At 40.6% G+C, this 20,227-nt stretch carries 26 protein-coding genes, 7 tRNA genes and 3 pseudogenes; 31 read left to right on the top strand and 5 right to left on the bottom strand.

From position 1 onward, the window contains the following. Positions 1 to 202: 202 nt before the first annotated feature. Positions 203 to 802: a rhomboid family intramembrane serine protease gene (locus tag ACQXR1_RS13635; RefSeq protein ID WP_430772316.1), complete on the bottom strand. Its 600-nt coding sequence runs from the start codon at positions 800 to 802 to the stop codon at positions 203 to 205. 94 nt (positions 803 to 896) lie between these two features. On the opposite strand from ACQXR1_RS13635, the gene acpS reads away from it, so the two are divergent. From acpS to ACQXR1_RS13550, 17 genes and pseudogenes are all read left to right on the top strand, one after another. Beyond that, complete coding sequence (gene acpS, locus ACQXR1_RS13630; RefSeq protein ID WP_014475874.1) at positions 897 to 1,262, top strand: holo-ACP synthase; 366 nt, start codon at positions 897 to 899, stop codon at positions 1,260 to 1,262. A 165-nt stretch (positions 1,263 to 1,427) separates the two neighbouring features. Continuing rightward, entirely contained in the window at positions 1,428 to 2,444 is a 1,017-nt protein-coding gene (locus tag ACQXR1_RS13625; protein WP_080478309.1) for a LolA family protein, read from the top strand. 114 nt (positions 2,445 to 2,558) lie between these two features. Beyond that, entirely contained in the window at positions 2,559 to 3,728 is a 1,170-nt protein-coding gene (gene alr, locus ACQXR1_RS13620) for an alanine racemase (RefSeq protein WP_172640219.1), read from the top strand. A gap of 115 nt (positions 3,729 to 3,843) precedes the next feature. Beyond that, positions 3,844 to 4,125, top strand: a complete 282-nt coding sequence (endB, locus tag ACQXR1_RS13615; RefSeq protein ID WP_003225183.1) for a type II toxin-antitoxin system antitoxin EndoAI — start codon at positions 3,844 to 3,846, stop codon at positions 4,123 to 4,125. A 4-nt stretch (positions 4,126 to 4,129) separates the two neighbouring features. Continuing rightward, positions 4,130 to 4,480 (top strand): type II toxin-antitoxin system endoribonuclease NdoA, encoded by a 351-nt coding sequence (gene ndoA, locus ACQXR1_RS13610; protein ID WP_003156187.1) that lies wholly within the window; start codon positions 4,130 to 4,132, stop codon positions 4,478 to 4,480. 114 nt (positions 4,481 to 4,594) lie between these two features. After that, positions 4,595 to 5,419 (top strand): RsbT co-antagonist protein RsbRA, encoded by an 825-nt coding sequence (gene rsbRA, locus ACQXR1_RS13605; RefSeq protein ID WP_095432088.1) that lies wholly within the window; start codon positions 4,595 to 4,597, stop codon positions 5,417 to 5,419. A 4-nt stretch (positions 5,420 to 5,423) separates the two neighbouring features. Next, positions 5,424 to 5,789 (top strand): RsbT antagonist protein RsbS, encoded by a 366-nt coding sequence (rsbS, locus tag ACQXR1_RS13600; protein ID WP_003225190.1) that lies wholly within the window; start codon positions 5,424 to 5,426, stop codon positions 5,787 to 5,789. 3 nt (positions 5,790 to 5,792) lie between these two features. Continuing rightward, entirely contained in the window at positions 5,793 to 6,194 is a 402-nt protein-coding gene (rsbT, locus tag ACQXR1_RS13595; protein WP_003240352.1) for a serine/threonine-protein kinase RsbT, read from the top strand. A gap of 11 nt (positions 6,195 to 6,205) precedes the next feature. Beyond that, a complete protein-coding gene (gene rsbU, locus ACQXR1_RS13590) occupies positions 6,206 to 7,213 on the top strand; it encodes a phosphoserine phosphatase RsbU (protein WP_095432087.1) in 1,008 nt (335 codons plus the stop codon). Positions 7,214 to 7,274: 61 nt separating this feature from the next. Further along, on the top strand, positions 7,275 to 7,604 hold the full coding sequence (rsbV, locus tag ACQXR1_RS13585; RefSeq protein WP_095432086.1) for an anti-sigma factor antagonist RsbV: 330 nt from the start codon (positions 7,275 to 7,277) through the stop codon (positions 7,602 to 7,604). After that, positions 7,601 to 8,083 carry an anti-sigma B factor RsbW gene (gene rsbW, locus ACQXR1_RS13580; RefSeq protein WP_014662856.1) on the top strand — a complete coding sequence of 161 codons (483 nt, stop codon included), beginning with the start codon at positions 7,601 to 7,603 and terminating at the stop codon, positions 8,081 to 8,083. Before rsbV ends, rsbW begins: the two co-directional genes overlap by 4 nt. Beyond that, entirely contained in the window at positions 8,049 to 8,837 is a 789-nt protein-coding gene (gene sigB / locus ACQXR1_RS13575) for an RNA polymerase sigma factor SigB (RefSeq protein ID WP_014662857.1), read from the top strand. Before rsbW ends, sigB begins: the two co-directional genes overlap by 35 nt. Then, positions 8,837 to 9,436, top strand: a complete 600-nt coding sequence (rsbX, locus tag ACQXR1_RS13570; RefSeq protein WP_040084112.1) for a phosphoserine phosphatase RsbX — start codon at positions 8,837 to 8,839, stop codon at positions 9,434 to 9,436. Before sigB ends, rsbX begins: the two co-directional genes overlap by 1 nt. 301 nt (positions 9,437 to 9,737) lie before the next feature. Beyond that, positions 9,738 to 9,973 (top strand): annotated as a pseudogene (locus ACQXR1_RS13565) (hypothetical protein). Then, positions 9,970 to 10,410, top strand: a complete 441-nt coding sequence (locus tag ACQXR1_RS13560; RefSeq protein WP_040084111.1) for an EVE domain-containing protein — start codon at positions 9,970 to 9,972, stop codon at positions 10,408 to 10,410. The pseudogene ACQXR1_RS13565 and the gene ACQXR1_RS13560 overlap by 4 nt, the downstream one beginning before the upstream one ends. Further along, complete coding sequence (locus ACQXR1_RS13555) at positions 10,394 to 10,837, top strand: MarR family winged helix-turn-helix transcriptional regulator (RefSeq protein ID WP_071581002.1); 444 nt, start codon at positions 10,394 to 10,396, stop codon at positions 10,835 to 10,837. The genes ACQXR1_RS13560 and ACQXR1_RS13555 overlap by 17 nt, the downstream gene beginning before the upstream one ends. Positions 10,838 to 10,930: 93 nt before the next feature. Next, a complete protein-coding gene (locus ACQXR1_RS13550) occupies positions 10,931 to 13,090 on the top strand; it encodes a Tex family protein (RefSeq protein WP_430772315.1) in 2,160 nt (719 codons plus the stop codon). Between the two features lie 9 nt (positions 13,091 to 13,099). On the opposite strand, the gene cmpA is transcribed toward ACQXR1_RS13550, so the two are convergent. Beyond that, complete coding sequence (cmpA, locus tag ACQXR1_RS13545; protein ID WP_003225207.1) at positions 13,100 to 13,213, bottom strand: cortex morphogenetic protein CmpA; 114 nt, start codon at positions 13,211 to 13,213, stop codon at positions 13,100 to 13,102. 103 nt (positions 13,214 to 13,316) lie between these two features. On the opposite strand from cmpA, the gene ACQXR1_RS13540 reads away from it, so the two are divergent. From ACQXR1_RS13540 to ACQXR1_RS13505, 8 genes are all read left to right on the top strand, one after another. Continuing rightward, the gene (locus ACQXR1_RS13540) at positions 13,317 to 13,769 is read left to right on the top strand and encodes a SprT family protein (protein WP_071581000.1); all 453 of its coding nucleotides are present in this window, start codon (positions 13,317 to 13,319) and stop codon (positions 13,767 to 13,769) included. 122 nt (positions 13,770 to 13,891) lie between these two features. Then, a tRNA-Asn gene (locus ACQXR1_RS13535) sits at positions 13,892 to 13,966 on the top strand. Positions 13,967 to 13,970: 4 nt separating this feature from the next. After that, positions 13,971 to 14,061, top strand: a tRNA-Ser gene (locus ACQXR1_RS13530). Positions 14,062 to 14,090: 29 nt separating this feature from the next. Next, positions 14,091 to 14,162, top strand: a tRNA-Glu gene (locus tag ACQXR1_RS13525). Between the two features lie 11 nt (positions 14,163 to 14,173). Beyond that, a tRNA-Gln gene (locus tag ACQXR1_RS13520) sits at positions 14,174 to 14,248 on the top strand. Positions 14,249 to 14,276: 28 nt separating this feature from the next. Further along, a tRNA-Lys gene (locus ACQXR1_RS13515) sits at positions 14,277 to 14,352 on the top strand. 11 nt (positions 14,353 to 14,363) lie between these two features. Continuing rightward, positions 14,364 to 14,445: transfer RNA gene (locus ACQXR1_RS13510), tRNA-Leu, on the top strand. 81 nt (positions 14,446 to 14,526) lie between these two features. Beyond that, positions 14,527 to 14,610 (top strand) — tRNA-Leu (locus ACQXR1_RS13505). 228 nt (positions 14,611 to 14,838) lie between these two features. On the opposite strand, the gene ACQXR1_RS13500 is transcribed toward ACQXR1_RS13505, so the two are convergent. Both ACQXR1_RS13500 and ACQXR1_RS13495 read right to left on the bottom strand, forming a co-directional pair. After that, positions 14,839 to 14,985 carry a tryptophan RNA-binding attenuation protein gene (locus ACQXR1_RS13500; RefSeq protein ID WP_426497854.1) on the bottom strand — a complete coding sequence of 49 codons (147 nt, stop codon included), beginning with the start codon at positions 14,983 to 14,985 and terminating at the stop codon, positions 14,839 to 14,841. 145 nt (positions 14,986 to 15,130) lie between these two features. Continuing rightward, positions 15,131 to 15,367 (bottom strand): hypothetical protein, encoded by a 237-nt coding sequence (locus ACQXR1_RS13495; protein WP_087992948.1) that lies wholly within the window; start codon positions 15,365 to 15,367, stop codon positions 15,131 to 15,133. Positions 15,368 to 15,498: 131 nt separating this feature from the next. Between ACQXR1_RS13495 and ACQXR1_RS13490 the strand changes: the two are divergent. From ACQXR1_RS13490 to ACQXR1_RS13480, 3 genes and pseudogenes are all read left to right on the top strand, one after another. After that, positions 15,499 to 15,864 (top strand): annotated as a pseudogene (locus ACQXR1_RS13490) (C40 family peptidase); the annotation flags it as partial. Positions 15,865 to 15,878: 14 nt separating this feature from the next. Next, a complete protein-coding gene (locus ACQXR1_RS13485) occupies positions 15,879 to 16,385 on the top strand; it encodes a hypothetical protein (protein WP_430772314.1) in 507 nt (168 codons plus the stop codon). Between the two features lie 62 nt (positions 16,386 to 16,447). Continuing rightward, the gene (locus ACQXR1_RS13480; protein WP_268374796.1) at positions 16,448 to 16,831 is read left to right on the top strand and encodes a cystatin-like fold lipoprotein; all 384 of its coding nucleotides are present in this window, start codon (positions 16,448 to 16,450) and stop codon (positions 16,829 to 16,831) included. 49 nt (positions 16,832 to 16,880) lie between these two features. On the opposite strand, the gene ACQXR1_RS13475 is transcribed toward ACQXR1_RS13480, so the two are convergent. Beyond that, positions 16,881 to 17,840 (bottom strand): hypothetical protein, encoded by a 960-nt coding sequence (locus ACQXR1_RS13475; protein ID WP_430772313.1) that lies wholly within the window; start codon positions 17,838 to 17,840, stop codon positions 16,881 to 16,883. A 306-nt stretch (positions 17,841 to 18,146) separates the two neighbouring features. Between ACQXR1_RS13475 and rapI the strand changes: the two are divergent. The 3 genes and pseudogenes from rapI (at position 18,147) to ACQXR1_RS13460 (ending at position 20,204) form a co-directional block, all read left to right on the top strand. Next, a pseudogene (gene rapI, locus ACQXR1_RS13470) lies at positions 18,147 to 19,319 on the top strand (response regulator aspartate phosphatase RapI). Further along, positions 19,276 to 19,395: a phosphatase gene (locus ACQXR1_RS13465; RefSeq protein ID WP_095292624.1), complete on the top strand. Its 120-nt coding sequence runs from the start codon at positions 19,276 to 19,278 to the stop codon at positions 19,393 to 19,395. The pseudogene rapI and the gene ACQXR1_RS13465 overlap by 44 nt, the downstream one beginning before the upstream one ends. Positions 19,396 to 19,490: 95 nt before the next feature. Further along, positions 19,491 to 20,204: a hypothetical protein gene (locus ACQXR1_RS13460; RefSeq protein WP_430772312.1), complete on the top strand. Its 714-nt coding sequence runs from the start codon at positions 19,491 to 19,493 to the stop codon at positions 20,202 to 20,204. Positions 20,205 to 20,227: the final 23 nt, after the last annotated feature.

Below are 20,227 nucleotides of genomic sequence, written 5' to 3'. Positions count from 1 at the left end.
GCGCTTCGGTGCTCAATGCGAAGTGGATCAACGGCTAAATTCTCAGGCGTCCTGCCTAAACGCCGTCGTCATCACATCCTGTGAATGTCCGCTCCTATGCTCGCCCTTCCTAGACTTCAAGGGTTTTCAATCACGCTGAAAAGATGACAAAATCCTAAAATGAAAACCATTTTAGGATTTTGTCAACAATCTGAAGCGACGGTTAATACCGCCGCTCTTTTTTTTGCACACACAAAAACGAAAGAAGAAACCCGCCGCATAGTCCAAACAGATGAGCCATCATGTTAATATTGGAGTTGATAAACGACATGAGAACGGCAAATGCGAGCAGGGTGAGGATCATTTTGGAATGCTCCTGCCCAATTAGCTCATTGCGAAAAAGAACCATAAACAGGTACACGCCGAATAGCCCGAAAATGGCGCCTGAAGCCCCGACATGCACGTAATCAAGCGGCTCTGTAACATACGTGCCGATATTGCCGATGGTGCCGGAGCCGGCGTACACAAGAAGGAAACGCGCTTTTCCCAGCATGCGTTCCAAAGCGGGGGCAAATAAAAAGATGGACATGGAATTAAACAGCAGATGTGTGAAACCGGCGTGCAGCAAAATCGGTGTGATCAGCCGCCACCATTCACCGTTAGCCACACCTAGATTATAGCCTGCGACAGTATCCCTCCATAAAACGACTGAATGGACAGGGAGTGAAAAAAACAGCCAGAGAACAGCTTGCAAAGCCAATATAAAGGTGACAACGGGATAAAGCCTGATAAACGTTTGAAAATTTTCAGTCCGTATAAACATTCCGAGCCCCTTTTCTTCATTTTGGTATATCTATAGTAACACGTTTATGAGACAAACCATTTAAATAGTACGTACGCAAAGGAGGTTATCATGCATGATTTACGGCATTGGACTTGATATTACCGAGCTTAAACGGATCGCCTCTATGGCTGGACGCCAGAAAAGGTTTGCCGAGCGGATTTTGACGCGAAGCGAACTTGACCAATACCATGAGCTTTCAGAGAAAAGAAAAATCGAATTTCTCGCAGGCAGATTCGCGGCAAAAGAAGCGTTCTCGAAAGCATTTGGCACCGGTATAGGGAGGCAGCTCAGCTTTCAGGACATTGAAATTAGGAAAGACCAAAATGGCAAGCCCTACATCATTTGTACCAAACTGAGCCAGGCCGCCGTTCACGTATCAATCACTCACACAAAAGAATACGCTGCCGCGCAGGTTGTGATTGAAAGGTTGTCAAGCTAGTCTGCATATTAGGGAAACCCCACTCATATATTTGATAGTGCATTAAGGGAGACAAGTTGTTTGAGGCTTTTATGGTACGCATCTGTTCTGCCTAAACGTGTACCGAGCGTACCGTTAAAGTCAAACAAGCGATTTCTTCCTTTTACATCAATTGAGAAAAAGGGGTTGAAAAAGGTGAGAAAAAGCTTTGTTTTGCTTTTAACGGGACTGCTTGCTGTTCTTATTCTTTCTGCCTGCGGGCAAAAAACACAGCAAGATATTGTGGCCGGGTTAGATGAAAAGGCGAAAGAATACACCTCGTACAAAGCAAAAGCGAAAATGACCATCGAGACAGGGAGTGAGCCTCAAGTATACAATGTGGAAATCTGGCACAAAAAGCCGTCTCTGTACAGGGTTTATTTAGAAAATCCGAAAAAGGACCAAAACCAAGTCATTTTACGAAATGAAAACGGAGTATTCGTTCTCACGCCGTCTTTAAATAAGAGCTTCAGATTTCAAAGCGACTGGCCGAACAACAGCAGTCAGGTCTATTTGTTTGAATCGCTCGTAAAGGATGTTCAAAACGATTCGGATGCAGTTTTCACAGCGAAAGAAAAGAAATACGTATTCGAAACAAAAACAAACTATCAGCATAACAAAATGCTGCCGACGCAAGAAATCACATTTAACAAAAAGGATATGAGCCCGTCATCTGTCAAAGTGATGGATACTGACCGGAAAGTGATGGTCAAAGTAGAATTCAGCAACTTTGAATTTAATAAACAATTTGATAAAGAATCATTTGACGAAAAGAAAAATATGACTCTTTCTCAAATGGATGTTGCCACAAGCGCGAAGCCTTCCGATACATTCGCGGTCAAAACGCCGCTGGAACTGCCGCTTGGCGTAAAGCTGCTTGAAGAAAAAGATATTTCTACTGAAGACGGGAAGCGCATCATCATGACGTATGGAGGAGAAAAATCATTTACGTTAATTCAGGAAAAAGCCCAGATTGCCAAGGCCTCCTCCTCCGTTACGCTGAACGGCGAACCGGTAAATCTCGGCTACACCATCGGCGCTTTGTCGGATGCATCATTATCATGGACATATGACGGCGTTGATTACCTTCTCTCTTCTAAAGATCTTTCTAAAGAGGAAATGGTGACAGTAGCGAAAAGCATGCAGGGACAATCATCGAAATGACCGCCAAAGGCCAAACATGATTTGGCCTTTTTTTCGTTAGACATCGTTTCCCTTTGGCCTTTAATTTTAGTATGATATGTAAATGATATTGAATAAAAGCTAGGAAGTGTCGTAATGAGCACAAAACCTTTTTACAGGGATACGTGGGCGGAAATTGACCTGTCCGCGATAAAGGAAAATGTCAGCAATATGAAAGAACATATCGGTGAACATGTCCAGCTAATGGCAGTTGTAAAAGCAAACGCCTACGGGCATGGTGATGCAGAAACAGCAAAGGCTGCTCTTGACGCAGGTGCTTCATGCTTGGCCGTAGCCATTTTGGATGAAGCGATTTCACTGCGTAAAAAGGGCTTGAAGGCGCCTATATTGGTGCTCGGTGCGGTTCCCCCGGAGTATGTGGCAATCGCTGCGGAGTATGACGTGACCTTAACAGGTTATTCTGTTGAATGGCTTCAGGAGGCAGCCCGCCACACGAAAAAAGGTTCTCTTCATTTTCATCTGAAGGTCGATACGGGGATGAACAGGCTTGGTGTCAAAACAGAGGAAGAAGTTCAGAATGTGATGGCCATTCTTGACCGCAACCCCCGTTTAAAGTGCAAAGGGGTATTTACCCATTTTGCGACAGCAGATGAAAAGGAAAGAGGCTATTTCTTAATGCAGTTTGAGCGTTTTAAAGAGCTGATTGCTCCGCTGCCGTTAAAGAATTTGATGGTACACTGCGCGAACAGCGCCGCCGGACTTCGGCTGAAAAAAGGCTTTTTTAATGCAGTCAGATTCGGCATCGGCATGTATGGCCTTCGCCCGTCTGCTGACATTTCGGACGAGATACCGTTTCAGCTGCGTCCGGCATTCACCCTGCATTCGACGCTGTCGCATGTCAAACTGATCAGAAAAGGCGAGAGCGTCAGCTACGGAGCCGAGTACACAGCAGAAAAAGACACATGGATCGGGACGGTGCCTGTAGGCTATGCGGACGGCTGGCTCCGAAAATTGAAGGGGACCGACATCCTTGTGAAGGGAAAACGCCTAAAAATTGCCGGCCGAATTTGCATGGACCAATTTATGGTGGAGCTGGATCAGGAATATCCGCCGGGCACAAAAGTCACATTAATAGGCCGGCAGGGAGATGAATATATTTCCATGGATGAGATTGCAGGAAGGCTCGAAACCATTAACTATGAAGTGGCCTGTACAATAAGTTCCCGCGTTCCCCGTATGTTTTTGGAAAATGGGAGTATAATGGAAGTAAGAAATCCTTTGTTGCAGGTCAATATAAGCAATTAGCTTACTTATATGGCGAATTTATAAAACAGCTTTGCTTGAAGAGTGAATAATGGTATCATTATCACTGGATGGATAAAAGAGTCGTATCCGTAAGTTTGGTGGAGGTGTATGTTTTTTGTCTGAATCCAGCGCAAGAACCGAAATGAAAATCAGCTTGCCCGAAAACCTAGTAGCTGAATTGGATGGTGTAGCGATGCGGGAGAAACGAAGCAGAAACGAACTGATATCACAAGCAGTGAGAGCGTATGTCAGCGAACGAACAACTCGTCACAACCGTGATTTGATGAGACGCGGCTATATGGAAATGGCGAAAATCAACCTGAATATTTCTTCTGAGGCTCACTTTGCGGAGTGCGAGGCTGAAACGACAGTTGAGCGCTTAGTCAGCGGAGGATAATCATTTGATTGTGAAACGCGGCGATGTTTATTTTGCTGATTTATCTCCTGTTGTTGGCTCAGAGCAAGGCGGGGTGCGCCCGGTTTTAGTGATCCAAAATGACATCGGAAATCGCTTCAGCCCAACTGCTATTGTTGCAGCCATAACAGCACAAATACAGAAAGCGAAATTACCAACCCACGTCGAAATCGATGCAAAACGCTACGGTTTTGAAAGAGATTCCGTTATTTTGCTGGAGCAAATTCGGACGATTGACAAGCAAAGATTAACGGATAAGATTACTCATCTGGATGATGAAATGATGGATAAGGTTGATGAAGCCTTGCAAATCAGTTTGGCACTCATTGATTTTTAGACATATTTGCAGGTTGCTCACAAAGAGCAACTTTTTTTGTTTTCAAAAAACATAAACGATATAATAATGAAATAACGAAAAAATATGTTGTTTTTTATTGGGAGGTAAGCGAATTTGATGTCGAACCAGACTGTATACCAGTTCATTGCCGAAAATCAAAATGAACTGCTCCAACTGTGGACTGACACACTAAAAGAATTAAGCGAGCAAGAATCCTATCAGCTGACTGACCAAGTGTATGAAAATATATCTAAAGAGTATATCGACATTGTGCTGCTGTCTGTTAAGGACGAAAACGCTGCTGAAAGCCAAATCAGTGAACTGGCGCTTCGAGCGGTCCAAATCGGAATTTCTTTGAAGTTTTTGGCTACTGCGCTTGCTGAATTCTGGAAACGTCTCTACACGAAAATGAATGATAAGAGATTGCCAGATCAAGAGAGCACGGAGTTAATCTGGCAGATTGACCGATTTTTCAGCCCGATTAACACAGAAATTTTTAATCAATACTCAATCTCATGGGAAAAAACAGTATCCCTGCAAAAGATCGCGTTGCAGGAGCTATCTGCACCGCTTATTCCGGTGTTTGAAAATATCACCGTGATGCCGCTAGTTGGAACAATTGATACAGAACGCGCGAAACGAATTATGGAAAACCTTCTTAATGGCGTTGTCAAACACCGTTCCCAAGTCGTGCTGATTGACATTACCGGTGTCCCTGTCGTCGATACGATGGTTGCCCATCATATTATTCAGGCATCAGAAGCGGTAAGGCTTGTCGGAGCAAAATGCCTGCTGGCCGGAATCCGCCCGGAAATTGCTCAAACCATCGTTAACCTGGGGATTGATTTATCCCAAGTTATAACTAAGAATACCCTGCAAAAAGGAATTCAAACAGCGTTGGAAATGACGGATCGAAAAATCGTTTCATTGGGGGAATAACATTGTGAGACATCCAAAAATCCCGATCTTGAAACTGTATAATTGCTTATTAGTGTCCATTCAATGGGAACTTGATGACCAAACTGCATTAACCTTTCAAGAAGACTTATTAAATAAAATATATGAAACAGGTGCTAACGGCGTTGTCATTGACCTGACATCTGTGGATATGATTGATTCATTTATCGCAAAAGTGCTGGGCGACGTCATAACAATGTCCAAGTTAATGGGGGCAAAAGTTGTCTTGACCGGCATTCAGCCCGCTGTGGCAGTGACGCTGATCGAACTTGGAATCGCGCTTGAGGAAATCGAAACAGCGCTCGACTTAGAGCAAGGGCTTGAGACATTGAAGCGGGAATTGGGGGAATAGCGAATGAACGACCAATCCTGTGTAAAAATCATGACAGAATGGGATATTGTAGCCGCCAGACAGCTGGGACGAAACGTTGCGAAAGAACTGGGTTTCGGCACTGTAGACCAGGCTAGAATTACAACGGCTATTTCAGAATTAGCCAGGAATATTTATTTATATGCCGGCAAAGGGCAGATTGGAATTGAACAGGTCGCAGACAGAGGAAAAAAGGGCCTGAAAATCATAGCGGAAGACCAAGGGCCGGGAATTCCTGATATCCGAAAAGTCATGGAAGACGGATTTTCAACGTCTGGAGGACTTGGTGCGGGACTTCCCGGAGTCAAAAGGCTGATGGATGAATTCAGCTTAAATTCCGTATCGGGGGAAGGAACAGAGATACAAGCCATCAAATGGCTTCGGTAGGAGGTAAGAACGTGGATTTTAGGGAGGTTATTGAGCAGCGGTATCATCAGCTGCTTAACCGATATATAGCCGAATTAACAGAAACATCTTTATATCAAGCCCAAAAATTCAGCCGAAAAACAATCGAGCACCAAATTCCTCCGGAAGAAATCATCAGTATTCATAGAAAAGTGCTGAAGGAGCTGTATCCAAGTCTCCCGGAAGATGTGTTTCATTCGCTGGATTTTTTAATAGAAGTCATGATTGGTTATGGAATGGCTTATCAGGAGCATCAAACCCTTAGAGGGATACAGCAGGAAATCAAATCAGAAATTGAAATCGCAGCTAATGTCCAGCAGACGCTGCTCGGAACAAAAATTCCGCAGGAGGACGCGCTGGATATCGGCGCCATCAGTGTTCCTGCCAAACAGATGAGCGGTGATTACTACCACTTCGTCAAAGACAAGGAATCCATTAATATCGCAATCGCGGACGTGATCGGAAAAGGCATTCCAGCTGCTCTCTGTATGTCCATGATTAAATACGCAATGGACTCTTTGCCGGAAACGGGCATACACCCTTCTCAGGTGCTGAAAAATTTAAATCGTGTTGTTGAACAAAACGTTGACGCTAGTATGTTTATTACGATGTTTTATGCCAATTACAATATGGACAAGCATCGATTTACATATGCTTCGGCGGGACATGAACCGGGATTCTATTATTCTCAAAAAGACAACGCGTTTTATGATTTAGAGGCTAAAGGACTCGTTCTCGGCATCTCGCAGGATTATGACTACAGACAATTCGATCAGCATCTGGAAAAGGGTGATATGATCGTTTTATTTTCTGACGGCGTCACAGAATGCAGAACAGAAAACGGTTTCTTGGAGCGTCCTGATTTGCAGAAGCTCATTGAGGAACATATGTGTTCCTCCGCGCAGGAAATGGTCAAAAACATTTATGACAGCCTCCTCAAATTACAGGACTTTCAGCTTCATGATGATTTTACGTTAATTGTTTTGCGGAGAAAGGTTTAACGTCTTCCAGACGAGGGTATAAAGCAACTAGTGACTTGAAGGAAAATTTGAGGTGATACGAATGAATATAAATGTTGATGTGAAGCAAAACGAGAATGATATACACGTAAACATTGCAGGAGAAATTGATGTATACTCAGCGCCGGTGCTTAGAGAGAAGCTTGTGCCCCTGGCAGAACAAGGCGCAGACTTAAGAATTTGCCTGAAAGATGTCAGCTACATGGATAGTACCGGATTGGGCGTTTTTGTAGGGATCTTTAAAACAGTGAAAAAACAAGGCGGTTCGTTAAAACTTGAAAATCTTTCTGACCGCCTGATCCGCCTGTTTGACATTACAGGCCTGAAGGACATCATTGATATTTCTGCAAAGTCAGAAGGTGGAGTGCAATGAAGAATAAAGCTGATTACATCGAAATGAAAGTGCCGGCCCAACCTGAGTATGTGGGAATTATAAGACTGACACTGTCAGGCGTCGCAAGCAGAATGGGCTATACGTATGATGAAATTGAAGATTTGAAAATCGCAGTCAGTGAAGCATGCACAAATGCGGTTCAGCATGCTTACAAAGAAGATAAAAATGGGGAAGTGTCAATACGATTCGGTGTGTTTGAAGACCGTTTAGAGGTTATTGTGGCGGATGAAGGAGACAGCTTTGACTTTGATCAAAAGCAGCAGGATCTAGGGCCGTACACACCTTCGCACACAGTTGATCAATTATCAGAAGGAGGGCTCGGTCTATATTTAATGGAAACGCTCATGGATGAAGTTAGAGTGCAAAATCACTCCGGCGTCACTGTAGCGATGACAAAGTATTTAAATGGGGAGCGAGTTGATCATGACACAACCATCAAAAACTACGAAACTAACTAAAGATGAAGTCGATCGGCTCATAAGCGATTACCAAACAAAGCAAGATGAACAGGCGCAGGAAACGCTTGTGCGGGTGTATACAAATCTGGTTGACATGCTTGCGAAAAAATATTCAAAAGGCAAAAGCTTCCACGAGGATCTCCGCCAGGTCGGCATGATCGGGCTGCTCGGCGCGATTAAGCGATACGATCCTGTTGTCGGGAAATCGTTTGAAGCTTTTGCAATTCCGACAATCATCGGTGAAATAAAACGTTTCCTCAGAGATAAAACATGGAGCGTTCACGTGCCGAGACGGATTAAAGAACTGGGGCCAAGAATCAAAATGGCGGTTGATCAGCTGACGACTGAAACACAAAGATCGCCGAAAGTTGAAGAGATTGCCGAATTCCTCGATGTTTCTGAAGAAGAGGTTCTTGAAACGATGGAAATGGGCAAAAGCTATCAAGCCTTATCCGTTGACCACAGCATTGAAGCGGATTCGGACGGAAGCACCGTCACGATCCTTGATATCGTCGGATCACAGGAGGATGGATATGAGCGAGTCAACCAGCAAATGATGCTGCAAAGCGTGCTTCATGTCCTTTCAGACCGTGAAAAACAAATCATAGACCTTACGTATATTCAAAACAAAAGCCAAAAAGAAACTGGGGACATTCTCGGTATATCTCAAATGCACGTCTCGCGTCTGCAGCGCAAAGCTGTGAAGAAGCTCAGAGAGGCCTTGATTGAAGATCCCTCGATGGAGTTAATGTAATGATCCAGGTTGAAGAAAACGAGCATATTCAAACTCTAGTATATCAACTGAATAAAGAAGGAAAATCGATTTGCGGAGACAGCTTTTTTATGAAAGCTGATGACAAGGAATTAATTTGCGCGGTTGCTGACGGACTTGGAAGCGGATCGCTTGCAAACGAATCCTCTGCAGCCATCAAAGACTTAGTGGAAAACTATGCGAATGAAGACGTACAAAGCATTATCGAACGCTGTAATCAGGCGATGAAAAACAAAAGAGGCGCCACAGCATCTATCCTGAAAATCAATTTTGAACAAAGGCAGTTTACGTACTGCTCTGTCGGCAATGTACGGTTTATTCTGCATTCCCCGTCTGGTGAAAGCTTTTATCCTCTGCCGATTTCGGGCTATTTATCAGGCAAGCCGCAAAAATACAAAACGCACACCGCCACTTATGAAAAGGGTTCAAAGTTCATTATACATACAGATGGACTCAACGTACCCGATATCCGCTCCCATTTGAAAAAGGGCCAATCGGTAGAAGACATATCGAATTCGCTGAAAATGTATACGACATCGAGAAAAGATGATCTGACCTATATTCTTGGACATCTGTCCTAGGAAACCAGAAAAAAGAAGCTGGACATCCGGCTTCTTTTTTTGCGGTTGACTATTAGTAAGTACGCTTATTATAATTAATAAGTGAACTTATCAATTTGGGGGGCTTATGGGATGTGGAATGATGAATACATTGCGATAGCTGATGCGGATATAGACAAAATCTGGAGCCGTTATCAGCAAACAGAAACATGGGATCAATGGGATGCGGGTATTTCATCAGCTTCTTTGAAGGGACCATTTCAAAAGGGAACGGAAGGAACATTGCTTCTGCAAGGACATACAGTTTCTTTTTGGCTTGAGCATGTGGAGAAACATCGGTCATTTTCTGTCATGGCCAACATGCCGCATAACAATGTAAAAATGGAATTTTCTTACGTGCTTCAAAAGCAAAAAGAAGGTTTGCGTATCACACATGGAATTGTATTAGAAGGTGCTGAAGCAAAAAAATGTGGAGAAATCATTGGTACTGAACTGTCTAAAGACATCCCGGCGGCTGTCAGCAGGCTTGTTCACCTATGCGGAGGAGTGATAAAATGAACACTAATTATTGGATCGGCGTTGTGTCAGAGCAGCATGTATTAAAAGGTGCTGCCGGTGGTTTTGCACAGCTGTGCCATGGAAAAAAAGCCCCGCTCGCCAAAATGAAAGAGGGAGATTGGCTGATTTATTATTCTCCAAGAGACGCATATCCAGATGGCAAACTGCTGCGAAGCTTTACTGCGATCGGCAAAGTGAAAAGCGGAAATATCTATCCGTATCAAATGGCTCCGAATTTTATTCCATACCGATTAGATATAGACTATTATCCATGCCATAAAATCGGTTTTTACGACATTAAATCAAAGCTTGAATTTGTTCAGGAAACCAAGCATCTTGGCTTTTTATTTCGCAGAGGACATTTTGAAATCAGCAAAAATGATTTTTTGACAATAGCACAAGCGATGGGAGTTAACATAAGTGGAATGGCACTCTAAATTTAGCGGTCCGAACACAAGCCCGGGCTTTTTATTATGGCAGGCCACGCAAAGCTGGCAGCGGAAAGTGGGAAAAGCATTGGCTGAGTTTGACCTGACACACGTTCAATTTGTTCTGCTGACCTCGTGCAAGTATATGATTGCTCACGGAGAAACCGTCACGCAAAAAAAACTTGCAAGCTTCAGCCAGACCAATATCATGATGGTTTCAGAGGTTGTGCGGACGCTTGAGAAAAAAGGATTTATCGAAAGAAGCAAAAATCCCCAGGATAAAAGAGAGGTCCTCCTGTCTCTTACAGAAACAGGAGGAGAAAAAGTAACAGCGGCTTTGCCAATTGTTGAGAAGATTGATCAATCCTTTTTTGCAGCTGCGATGAAAAAAGAGAATTTTCTGAGCGGCTTACAGGAACTATTGAAACATGAGTAAAGATACGGGCAGCGCCAGCTGTCTTTTTTTATGTGTTTTTTTCGGTTTTTGATACACTAGAGAAAGAACGACAAAATTGGAGGCTTTGGTTACATGGAAACGTCAGCCCTTTTAAAACAGCAAATTGCGAAAGAAATAGGTTTATCACAAAAACATGTTGAAAGTGTTATCCGTCTGCTTGAGGACGGCAACACAGTCCCGTTTATTGCCCGGTATCGAAAAGAGCAGACGGGTTCAATGGATGAGGTTCAGATTCAAACGATTTCTGAACGCTGGCAATACATACAAAACCTGAATCAGCGAAAAGAAGAAGTCATCAGGCTGATTGCAGAGCAGGATAAACTGACAGATGATCTAAAACGTAAAATCGAGCAATCGGTGAAGCTTCAGGAAGTGGAAGACCTTTACCGCCCTTATAAACAAAAACGCAAAACAAAGGCGACAGTCGCTAAAAGCAAAGGCCTGGAGCCGCTTGCCGACTATATCCTGACACTCCCCCAAGATGATCGTCTGGCAAAAACAGCAGAACAGTACATCAGCGAAGAAAAAGAAGTGTTTACACGAGAAGAAGCGATTGAAGGCGCCAAGCACATTATTGCGGAACAAATCTCAGACGAGCCGTCTTTCAGAAAGTGGATTCGCCAGGAAACCTTCAAAAAAGGAACCATTAAGTCTGTTGCCGGAAAGTCGGCAGACACGGATGAAAAAAATGTGTATGAAATGTATTATGAATATGAAGAGCCAATCGCAAAGGTCGTTCCGCACAGGGTGCTGGCAATGAACCGCGGCGAAAAAGAAGACATTTTAAAGGTATCGATCGAACCGCCTGCGGATCACATTAAAGCGTATTTAGAAAAACAAATCATCAAAAACCGCTCAACGACCGTAAAAGAGATTTTGCAGGAGACAATTGAGGACAGCTATAAAAGACTGATCCAGCCGGCAATCGAGCGTGAAATCAGGAAAGAGCTCTCAGAAAAAGCCGATGAACAGGCGATTCATATTTTCTCAGAAAACTTGAGAAAGCTTCTGCTTCAGCCGCCAATGAAAGGCAAAACTGTGCTCGGTGTTGACCCAGCCTTTCGAACCGGCTGTAAGCTCGCTGTGTCAGATGAGACCGGAAAAGTCTTGAAAATTGATGTAATCTATCCGCATGCGCCAGTCAACAAAACAAAAGAAGCTCATGAAAAAGTGAAAAAGACTCTTGAGCAATATCAAGTCGAGATGGTGGCGATCGGAAACGGCACAGCATCCAGAGAAACAGAACAATTCATTGTCAATGTACTAAAGGATATGCCGCGCAAAATTTATTATGTAATTGTCAATGAAGCGGGAGCGAGTGTCTATTCGGCTTCTGAGCTTGCCCGAGAAGAATTCCCTGACCTAAAGGTTGAAGAGCGCAGTGCCGTATCTATTGCGCGAAGACTTCAAGACCCGCTCGCGGAGCTCGTTAAGATCGATCCGAAGTCTGTGGGTGTCGGACAGTATCAGCATGACGTCAGCCAAAAGCGCTTAAATGAATCTCTGCGGTTTGTCGTCGAAACGGTCGTAAACCAGGTTGGAGTAAACGTCAACACAGCATCTGCCGCGCTGCTTCAGTATGTAGCGGGATTATCGAAGTCTGTCGCAGGCAACGTTGTCAAAAAACGTGAGGAAATCGGAAAGTTTTCAAATCGAAAAGAACTGAAGGACATCCCAAGGCTCGGTGCGAAAACTTACGAGCAATGTATCGGTTTCTTAAGAGTGCAGGAAGGGACAGAGCCTTTGGATAGAACAGGCATCCATCCGGAAAGCTATAAAGAAACAAAAGCGCTATTGAAAAAACTCGGGCTTTCAACAGAACATATCGGCACGGCGGAATTGAAGGACAAAATCAATCAGCTGGCACTTTCTGAAACGGCAAAAGAGCTGGGAATCGGCGAAATCACTCTGAAAGACATTTGTGAACAGCTGACAAGGCCAGAACGCGATCCGCGCGACGAGGTGCCAAAGCCTTTGCTGAAAACAGACGTCCTTCAGCTGGAAGATTTGAAAGAGGGAATGGAACTGCAGGGCACCGTGCGCAATGTAGTGGACTTTGGAGCGTTTGTTGATATCGGAGTCAAACAAGACGGGCTTGTGCATATCTCAAAACTCAGCAATCAATTCGTCAAGCATCCTCTTGATGTTGTCTCTGTCGGCGATATCGTGACAGTTTGGGTTGACGGCGTAGATGTACAAAAAGGCAGAGTATCGCTGTCTATGGTAAAATAAAAGCACTGCTTACGAGCAGTGTTTTTTCCTATAGAAATACCAGCATTGATTCAGCAGTTTAATTTGGTAATTATCTTTTTCAAGGAACGCTTTTTGCATCTGCTTTTTAAGCCAATTTGGCATAGGCTCATTCCTCCTCAGCTTTTATCATAAGAGGGACAGTGATTACCATATTGTATGCGAACGGTGAATTGTCCCGTTCAATGTTTTTTAAGTGAGGTGCACTATGGATAATATAGAGCTTCAAAAGCTGACAGAGGATATTTCTGAAACGTACTTTAAAAAGCCGTTCCGCCATCAGGCGCTTTTTAATGACAGGCTTAAAACCACTGGCGGCAGGTACCTGTTAACCTCCCATAACATTGAATTGAACAGAAAATATTTGATTGAACACGGCAGGGAGGAGCTGATCGGCATCATCAAGCATGAGCTCTGCCATTATCATCTTCACCTTGAAGGAAAAGGGTACAAGCACAGAGACAGAGATTTTAGAATGCTTTTGCAGCAAGTCAACGCGCCGAGGTTCTGTACACCCCTTAAGAAAAAAGCGGAAAACAAAAAAACTTATATGTATATCTGTACGGCCTGCGGACAACAGTATATAAAGAAGCGGGCTATGAACCCTGACAGATACAGATGCGGAAAATGCCGCGGGAAAATAAAAAGAATTTTTTCGTGAAAAAGGTTGACGAATATGGCAAGCCTATGTTACATTATAAAAGTCGTTACGAGAGATAAATAAAAACATTTACCTCTTGACACTGAAAATCAAGGCTGATATAATAAGTCTTGTCTCATTATTCCACAGTAGCTCAGTGGTAGAGCTATCGGCTGTTAACCGATCGGTCGCAGGTTCGAATCCTGCCTGTGGAGCCATATTGGAGAAGTACTCAAGTGGCTGAAGAGGCGCCCCTGCTAAGGGTGTAGGTCGCGTAAGCGGCGCGAGGGTTCAAATCCCTCCTTCTCCGCCATAAGATTTCGATATAAGTTCTCAACCATCGGCCCGTTGGTCAAGCGGTTAAGACACCGCCCTTTCACGGCGGTAACACGGGTTCGAATCCCGTACGGGTCATTCCATTTCGTTGGGCTATAGCCAAGCGGTAAGGCAACGGACTTTGACTCCGTCATGCGTTGGTTCGAATCCAGCTAGCCCAGCCATTTTTATTTTTTTGAAATCGAATAGTAAGAGCCATTAGCTCAGTTGGTAGAGCATCTGACTTTTAATCAGAGGGTCGAAGGTTCGAGTCCTTCATGGCTCACCACTTATCTTTTTGCGGGTGTGGCGGAATTGGCAGACGCGCTAGACTTAGGATCTAGTGTCTTACGACGTGGGGGTTCGAGTCCCTTCACCCGCACTTTATTTACAAAGTGCACGCAAATTGGTTTTACTAGGTTAAGAGCCTAATAAACCAGCACAAACACAATTTCATCATCACGCGGTCGTGGCGGAATGGCAGACGCGCTAGGTTGAGGGCCTAGTGGGTGAATAACCCGTGGAGGTTCAAGTCCTCTCGGCCGCATCAATGATACCAAGGGTTTTGACGCCCTTGGTATTTTTTTATGTTTATTTTCAAATGATTTACTGCCCACAAACTGCCCACTTACCTAAAGTAAGTCATCTAAAAAAATGTTAGATGTGTTTATGGCTGATGTTGCTGACCTGATTGTACAAAAAGGCTAATTCATAATGAAGTGAATTAGCTTTTTTTAATACGGAGAATTCAAGAGTGTTTCTTAATAAAGTGCAGTCAAGTTTGTCCTAATGCTGTTAAAATGACACCTTTACCATTACAACCAGAACATGGTTCCTTCTTATCAATAACTACAATATAACCTGTACCGTTACAGGTAGGGAATGTAAGTTCTAAATCATCTGTTGATATAATGACTGACATTTTTTCCTCCGATATGATGATGTGGTCATTATAGTAACACTTCTGTAAGGCTTATTCCTATTCGTAATGCAGTAGTAATCTTCAAATAAAAAAGAATCTCTAGTTATAGAGACTCTTAATGCTTAGATAGTCTTGAATTAGTTTATTAGTTTTTAACGCTATCGTCATCTTCAAGCCATTTGTCGACTTTTTCTTCAAAGTTTTTCATTTCTTTCTTTGACATAGTAAAAGGAGCAAAAATTATATAGCCTAGAATGGCGGAAGAACCAAGCCAGATTATAAAATCAAAAATGCCGTCAGTTTGTTTCCAAAAAAATAAAAAGTTAATTAGCATTGCACCTATAACGGTGCTTATAATTCCTTTCAAAGTTGATTTATTCAAGATATCACTCCAGTAATATAAAATTTGCTTTAATTATACCATCAAAGTTAAAATATACTATTTATTTCAACAATTTTTAAGAAATGGTTAAAGTATAGATGACATAAGGTGAATGTGCGGTGTCTGTTATCTATGAAACGGTCATGAAAGAAGCTTTGAAATATGAAGGGCAACCGTATGCCTGGGGAGGTTCTAACCCGAAAACTGGATTTGATTGTTCGGGCCTTGTTCAGTGGTCTTTTGCGAAAGCTGGAATCACTCTTCCTAGAACAGCACAAGAACAACATGGGGCAACAAAGAAAATAAGTGAAAAAGAAGCGACTGCGGGTGACTTAGTGTTCTTTGGCGGCACATACGAAGGAAAAGCCATTACTCATGTTGGCATCTATGTAGGCAATGGCAGAATGTTTAATTCGAATGACAGTGGAATCGAATACTCTGATCTGAAATCAGGTTACTGGAGAGATCACCTTGTATCTTTTGGACGCATTAAATAACTAGGAGTGAAAACATGAAAACACATATTGCATGGGCTTCAGCTTGTTTGTTATTGATATTGTTGACCGGATTTTTTACGAATGGACAGCAAACGTATAAGATTGAAAAATTAAAAGATAAAAATGAAGTTTTGAGCGATAAAATTAAGGAATTGAACCATATAGAATCAACAAGTAGCGCTTCGGAAAATAATGCATTTTTTGAAGCGTTTTTTAATTATTCCGACATAGATAAACGATATGAAACAGTTAAGAAGCACACAACTGGAAAAGGGTTTGATTATGCATTCCCTTCTCGCTCTGATCAAAAGCACACAGTCAGCGTGCAAAGTGAATTACTATCACTAGAGAGTTATTCAAAGCCGTTAGATGAGTCTCATGAATTGTTTTTAAACATTGTTGAAGTCGCCTCAACTGCAAATTCAGTCACTACGAATCAAGTGTTAATTGTACAAACGACTATGAAGAAAGAAAAGGATGGTTGGTTAGTCGATAATGTGCAGGTTAAGGGAAATGGATAAAAGGTGGAAAAGATCAATTTGTTTGTTTATACTAAATATTGAAAAAGGAGGTAATGTTTATTTTGAAAAACCTTTTTATTTTCCTTAGTTTAATAATGATGATTGTTTTAACTGCATGTGGCGGAAACAAATATGATGATGCGATTGATAAAGTTATTGGTTTGGAGAAAAAGAAAGATAAAGAATATGGTTTTGATACAGACGGAATGGAAAGAGAAAATGCAATAGTTCGAGTTTTTGATGGTGGGAAATATATTCAGCTCGGCTTTTATACAGATAATCCAAATAGAGAGATAGCCCCTTACTCATATTATGAAAAGATTGGTGATTCTTATAAGGAACTTGATCATATGCCGGGTAATGGAGAAAATGACAGACTGGGACTGTCAAAGAAGATACCAGATTATGAAGAAGCAAAAGGTGAAGAAACTAAGTTAGAGGAGTAAACCATGTGTTTGCGTTTGCTCCTCTTTTTTTGATGTTTGACTTCGAGTTTTAAGATAGCAGTAAATCAATAAAAAAAGTATTCATCTCTTCATTATTTGAATAAAAAACTTCGTGTTCGGCATTAATTAATTTCCTTAAATAATCATCTAAATCCTTAGAAAGACTAGCCATACTCTGTTTCTCTTTTAGCTTAAACGTTTGTCCATGTACGATCGTTGATCTTATACTATATGCATTTTTCATTTGTTTGTATATATGTACTTTTTGATCCTTAGTTCCTAACATTGAAGCGACTCTTTCGGAAATTTGATGACTTATCTCTGATTTTCCTGTCGTGAATAAACATTCGAATGCATTGCAATAAAACATTATTTTCATTGGTAGGATAGCGCTTCGTCTAGCACCTAATATAAAATATTTAGCTCTATCAATTCTCGTGTAGCCGAAGGATTTAAAAAGATGGTTAGAGTCAGGGATTTTACCACCAAAACTTTCTTCGTTATAGTTTTGAATTGAAGCCAGATTAAAATTCTCTTTAGCAGAAGCGATTTCTGTATCTGAGAATATTGACTCTTTTTGTTCACAGGTTGAATGTGAGAATACTTCTGATAAGGACGCTTTAAAAGTAACTCCGTCATCAAGACTTTTATCATAAATAATTAAAAATCCATCTCGTACATAAACATTATTATCCTTTGTATTCCATAGGCAGTTTGTGAATCTTTGGACTTCCCTTAGAAAGAAAAAAGTATACTCCGTTCCCATTTCGTCGGCTTGTTCGGTTGTGGATATTTCATCAAATTCACCATCAATATATATGTATGCTTTATCTTCAAATTCTCTTATTGAATGTACACCACAAGTAGCCATCATTAAATCTGTTTCTATAGTTTCTTTTAATACCTCAGGACCATTTGATAATCTAACGTTTTGATCTAGTTGTATTCCCCTGTTCATAATTCTTTCTAGTTTTAAGTTATGCATTATTGTTATAAACCTGTATTTCATAGTCAACCTCCAATAGTTGAAAAATTTTGAAAATGTTTGTTCGATAATAATATCATATATTTTAAGTCACTCAAAATGATTACAAAAAGTTTCCAATTGAAATTCTGTTAATTGTATTATTAACTGAGTCTTTCTTTTTTTTGTTCGTCAAGTCGCAAAAGAATTGCTATGACCGCAAAAAAACCGCAAAGTATTAGATACTATGTACTGTTTTGTAATTCACCTTTGTAAAATAAAGGGTGTTCTGACATAATACAATTAATGTAAATATTCGCACAATTTATGTAAGGATGGGGGAATTTTCTTGTGGATGTTTTCTTAGATAAAGATAAAATTCCGTACGACATAGTTACAAAAAAGTTAAATGATTGGTATACATCAATAAAAAATGATCAAGTTGAGCAAGCAGAGATTATAAAAACAGAAGTAGAGAAAGAATTGCTAAACATGGAAGAAAACCAAGATGCCTTGTTATATTATCAGCTATTAGATTTTAGACATGAGATAATGCTGAGTTATATGAATTCTAAGGAAATAGAAGATCTCCATAATGCTTATGAAACTATAAAAGAAATTGAGAAGCAAGGGCAATTGACTGGCATGTTGGAATACTATTTTTACTTTTTTAAGGGTATGTACGAGTTTAGGCGTAAAGAATTAACTACGGCGATAAGTGCCTATCGAATAGCAGAATCAAAGTTGTCAGAAGTAGAGGATGAAATAGAAAAAGCAGAGTTTTTTTTCAAAGTTTCCTATGTATATTATTATATGAAACAAACATATTTCTCTATGAATTATGCAAATCGTGCACTCAAAATATTTAGAGAGTATGAAGAGTATGCTGTCCAGACTGTGCGTTGTCAATTTATTGTAGCAGGAAACCTGATCGATTCCTTAGAATATGAAAGAGCCTTGGAACAATTTTTGAATTCTTTGGAAATCGCCAAGGAAAGTAATATAGATCATTTAATTGCCATGTCACACATGAATATTGGAATTTGTTATGATGAATTGAAAGAATATAAAAAGGCTTCACAACATTTAATCTTGGCTTTAGAAATTTTTGAAAAATCAAAACATAGTTTCCTAACAAAGACTTTATTCACTTTAACCTACGTTGAAGCAAAACAACAAAATTATGATGTTGCTTTGACATACTTTAGGAAAGGTCAATTTATTGCCGATAAAAGTGATGATAAGGAATACTCAGCGAAATTCAAAATATTAGAGGGATTATTTTTTTCTGATGGCGAGAATCAATTAATAAAGAATGCATTTTCATATCTAACTTCGAGAAAAATGTTTGCTGATGTTGAAAATTTTTCGATTGAAGTCGCTGATTATTTTCATGAATAAGGAAATTTAATGCTCTCTAATGAATATTATCGTATGAGTATTAAAGCAAGACGAAAAATTAAAAAAGGGGAGATTATTAATGAAAATCAGCCGGATTCTATTGGCAGCAGTGATATTAGGTAGTGTGGTAACAACTACATTTATCCAAAGTGGTCAGAATGATGAAATTAAAATAGCTGCGGATAGAGTAGGAGCATAGACAAATAAAAAAAAACAAAGAGAAAAGCTTAATCTTTTTTCTGGGATTAAGCTTTTTATTTTTAAGAACTAATTAAGGAAAGTGAGAAATTCAAGTTGAAAGATATAATGACTTTTCTACTCAGTGGAGGAATAACAACCGGTATAGCCATATTTTTAATAAAGACATATGTTAATAATTTATTTAATAAAAATATTGAAAGTTATAAGGTTGAATTAACTAAATCTCTTAAAGATGTGGAATTCGATTATCAAAGAAAATTCGAGGACTTTTCCCTCTATACGCAAAAAAGACACCAAGTATATGCCGAACTATATAGAATAATACAACAAGCGTTGAGGGAATTAAAAGATGCAATGAATATTCTTGAAGAAACAGCTCTTCCGGATTCTATGTCAAAGGAGACCCTTTATAAAGTGCTTGTAAAAGAAAAGTTTGACGAAGAAGAAATAGATGAAATTTTAGCAGGGTGGAACTTCGACCCTTTTAAAACAATAGATACAGCGAGGATAATAATTGATGAAAAAAGAATAAAAAAAGCGAATAATGCTACTCAGCAAGCTTGGAGATTTTTTATGGAGAATGAACTTTATATTAGTGATGAAATTGCTGATTTAACTCAAGAAATACTACGTGCGATTAATGATATGTATGCAACTGAATATGTATCTTTGAAATATACCGATGGAGAGGAAGCTAAATGGAATAAACATATTGAAAACGATCGTTTTATAAAGGGAAAATTAAAAGAAGTGAAGGAACAAATGAAAGAAGAGTTAAGTATAGGATATTACAAACCTACGTTATAAGAATGATTAAATCTTACATAGAG

This window comes from Bacillus sp. ATD, from assembly GCF_050585765.1.
Lineage (GTDB): Bacteria > Bacillota > Bacilli > Bacillales > Bacillaceae > Bacillus > Bacillus stercoris.
The sequence above is the reverse complement of the archived record's forward strand: the minus strand, read 5'-3'. Positions and strand labels throughout refer to the sequence as shown.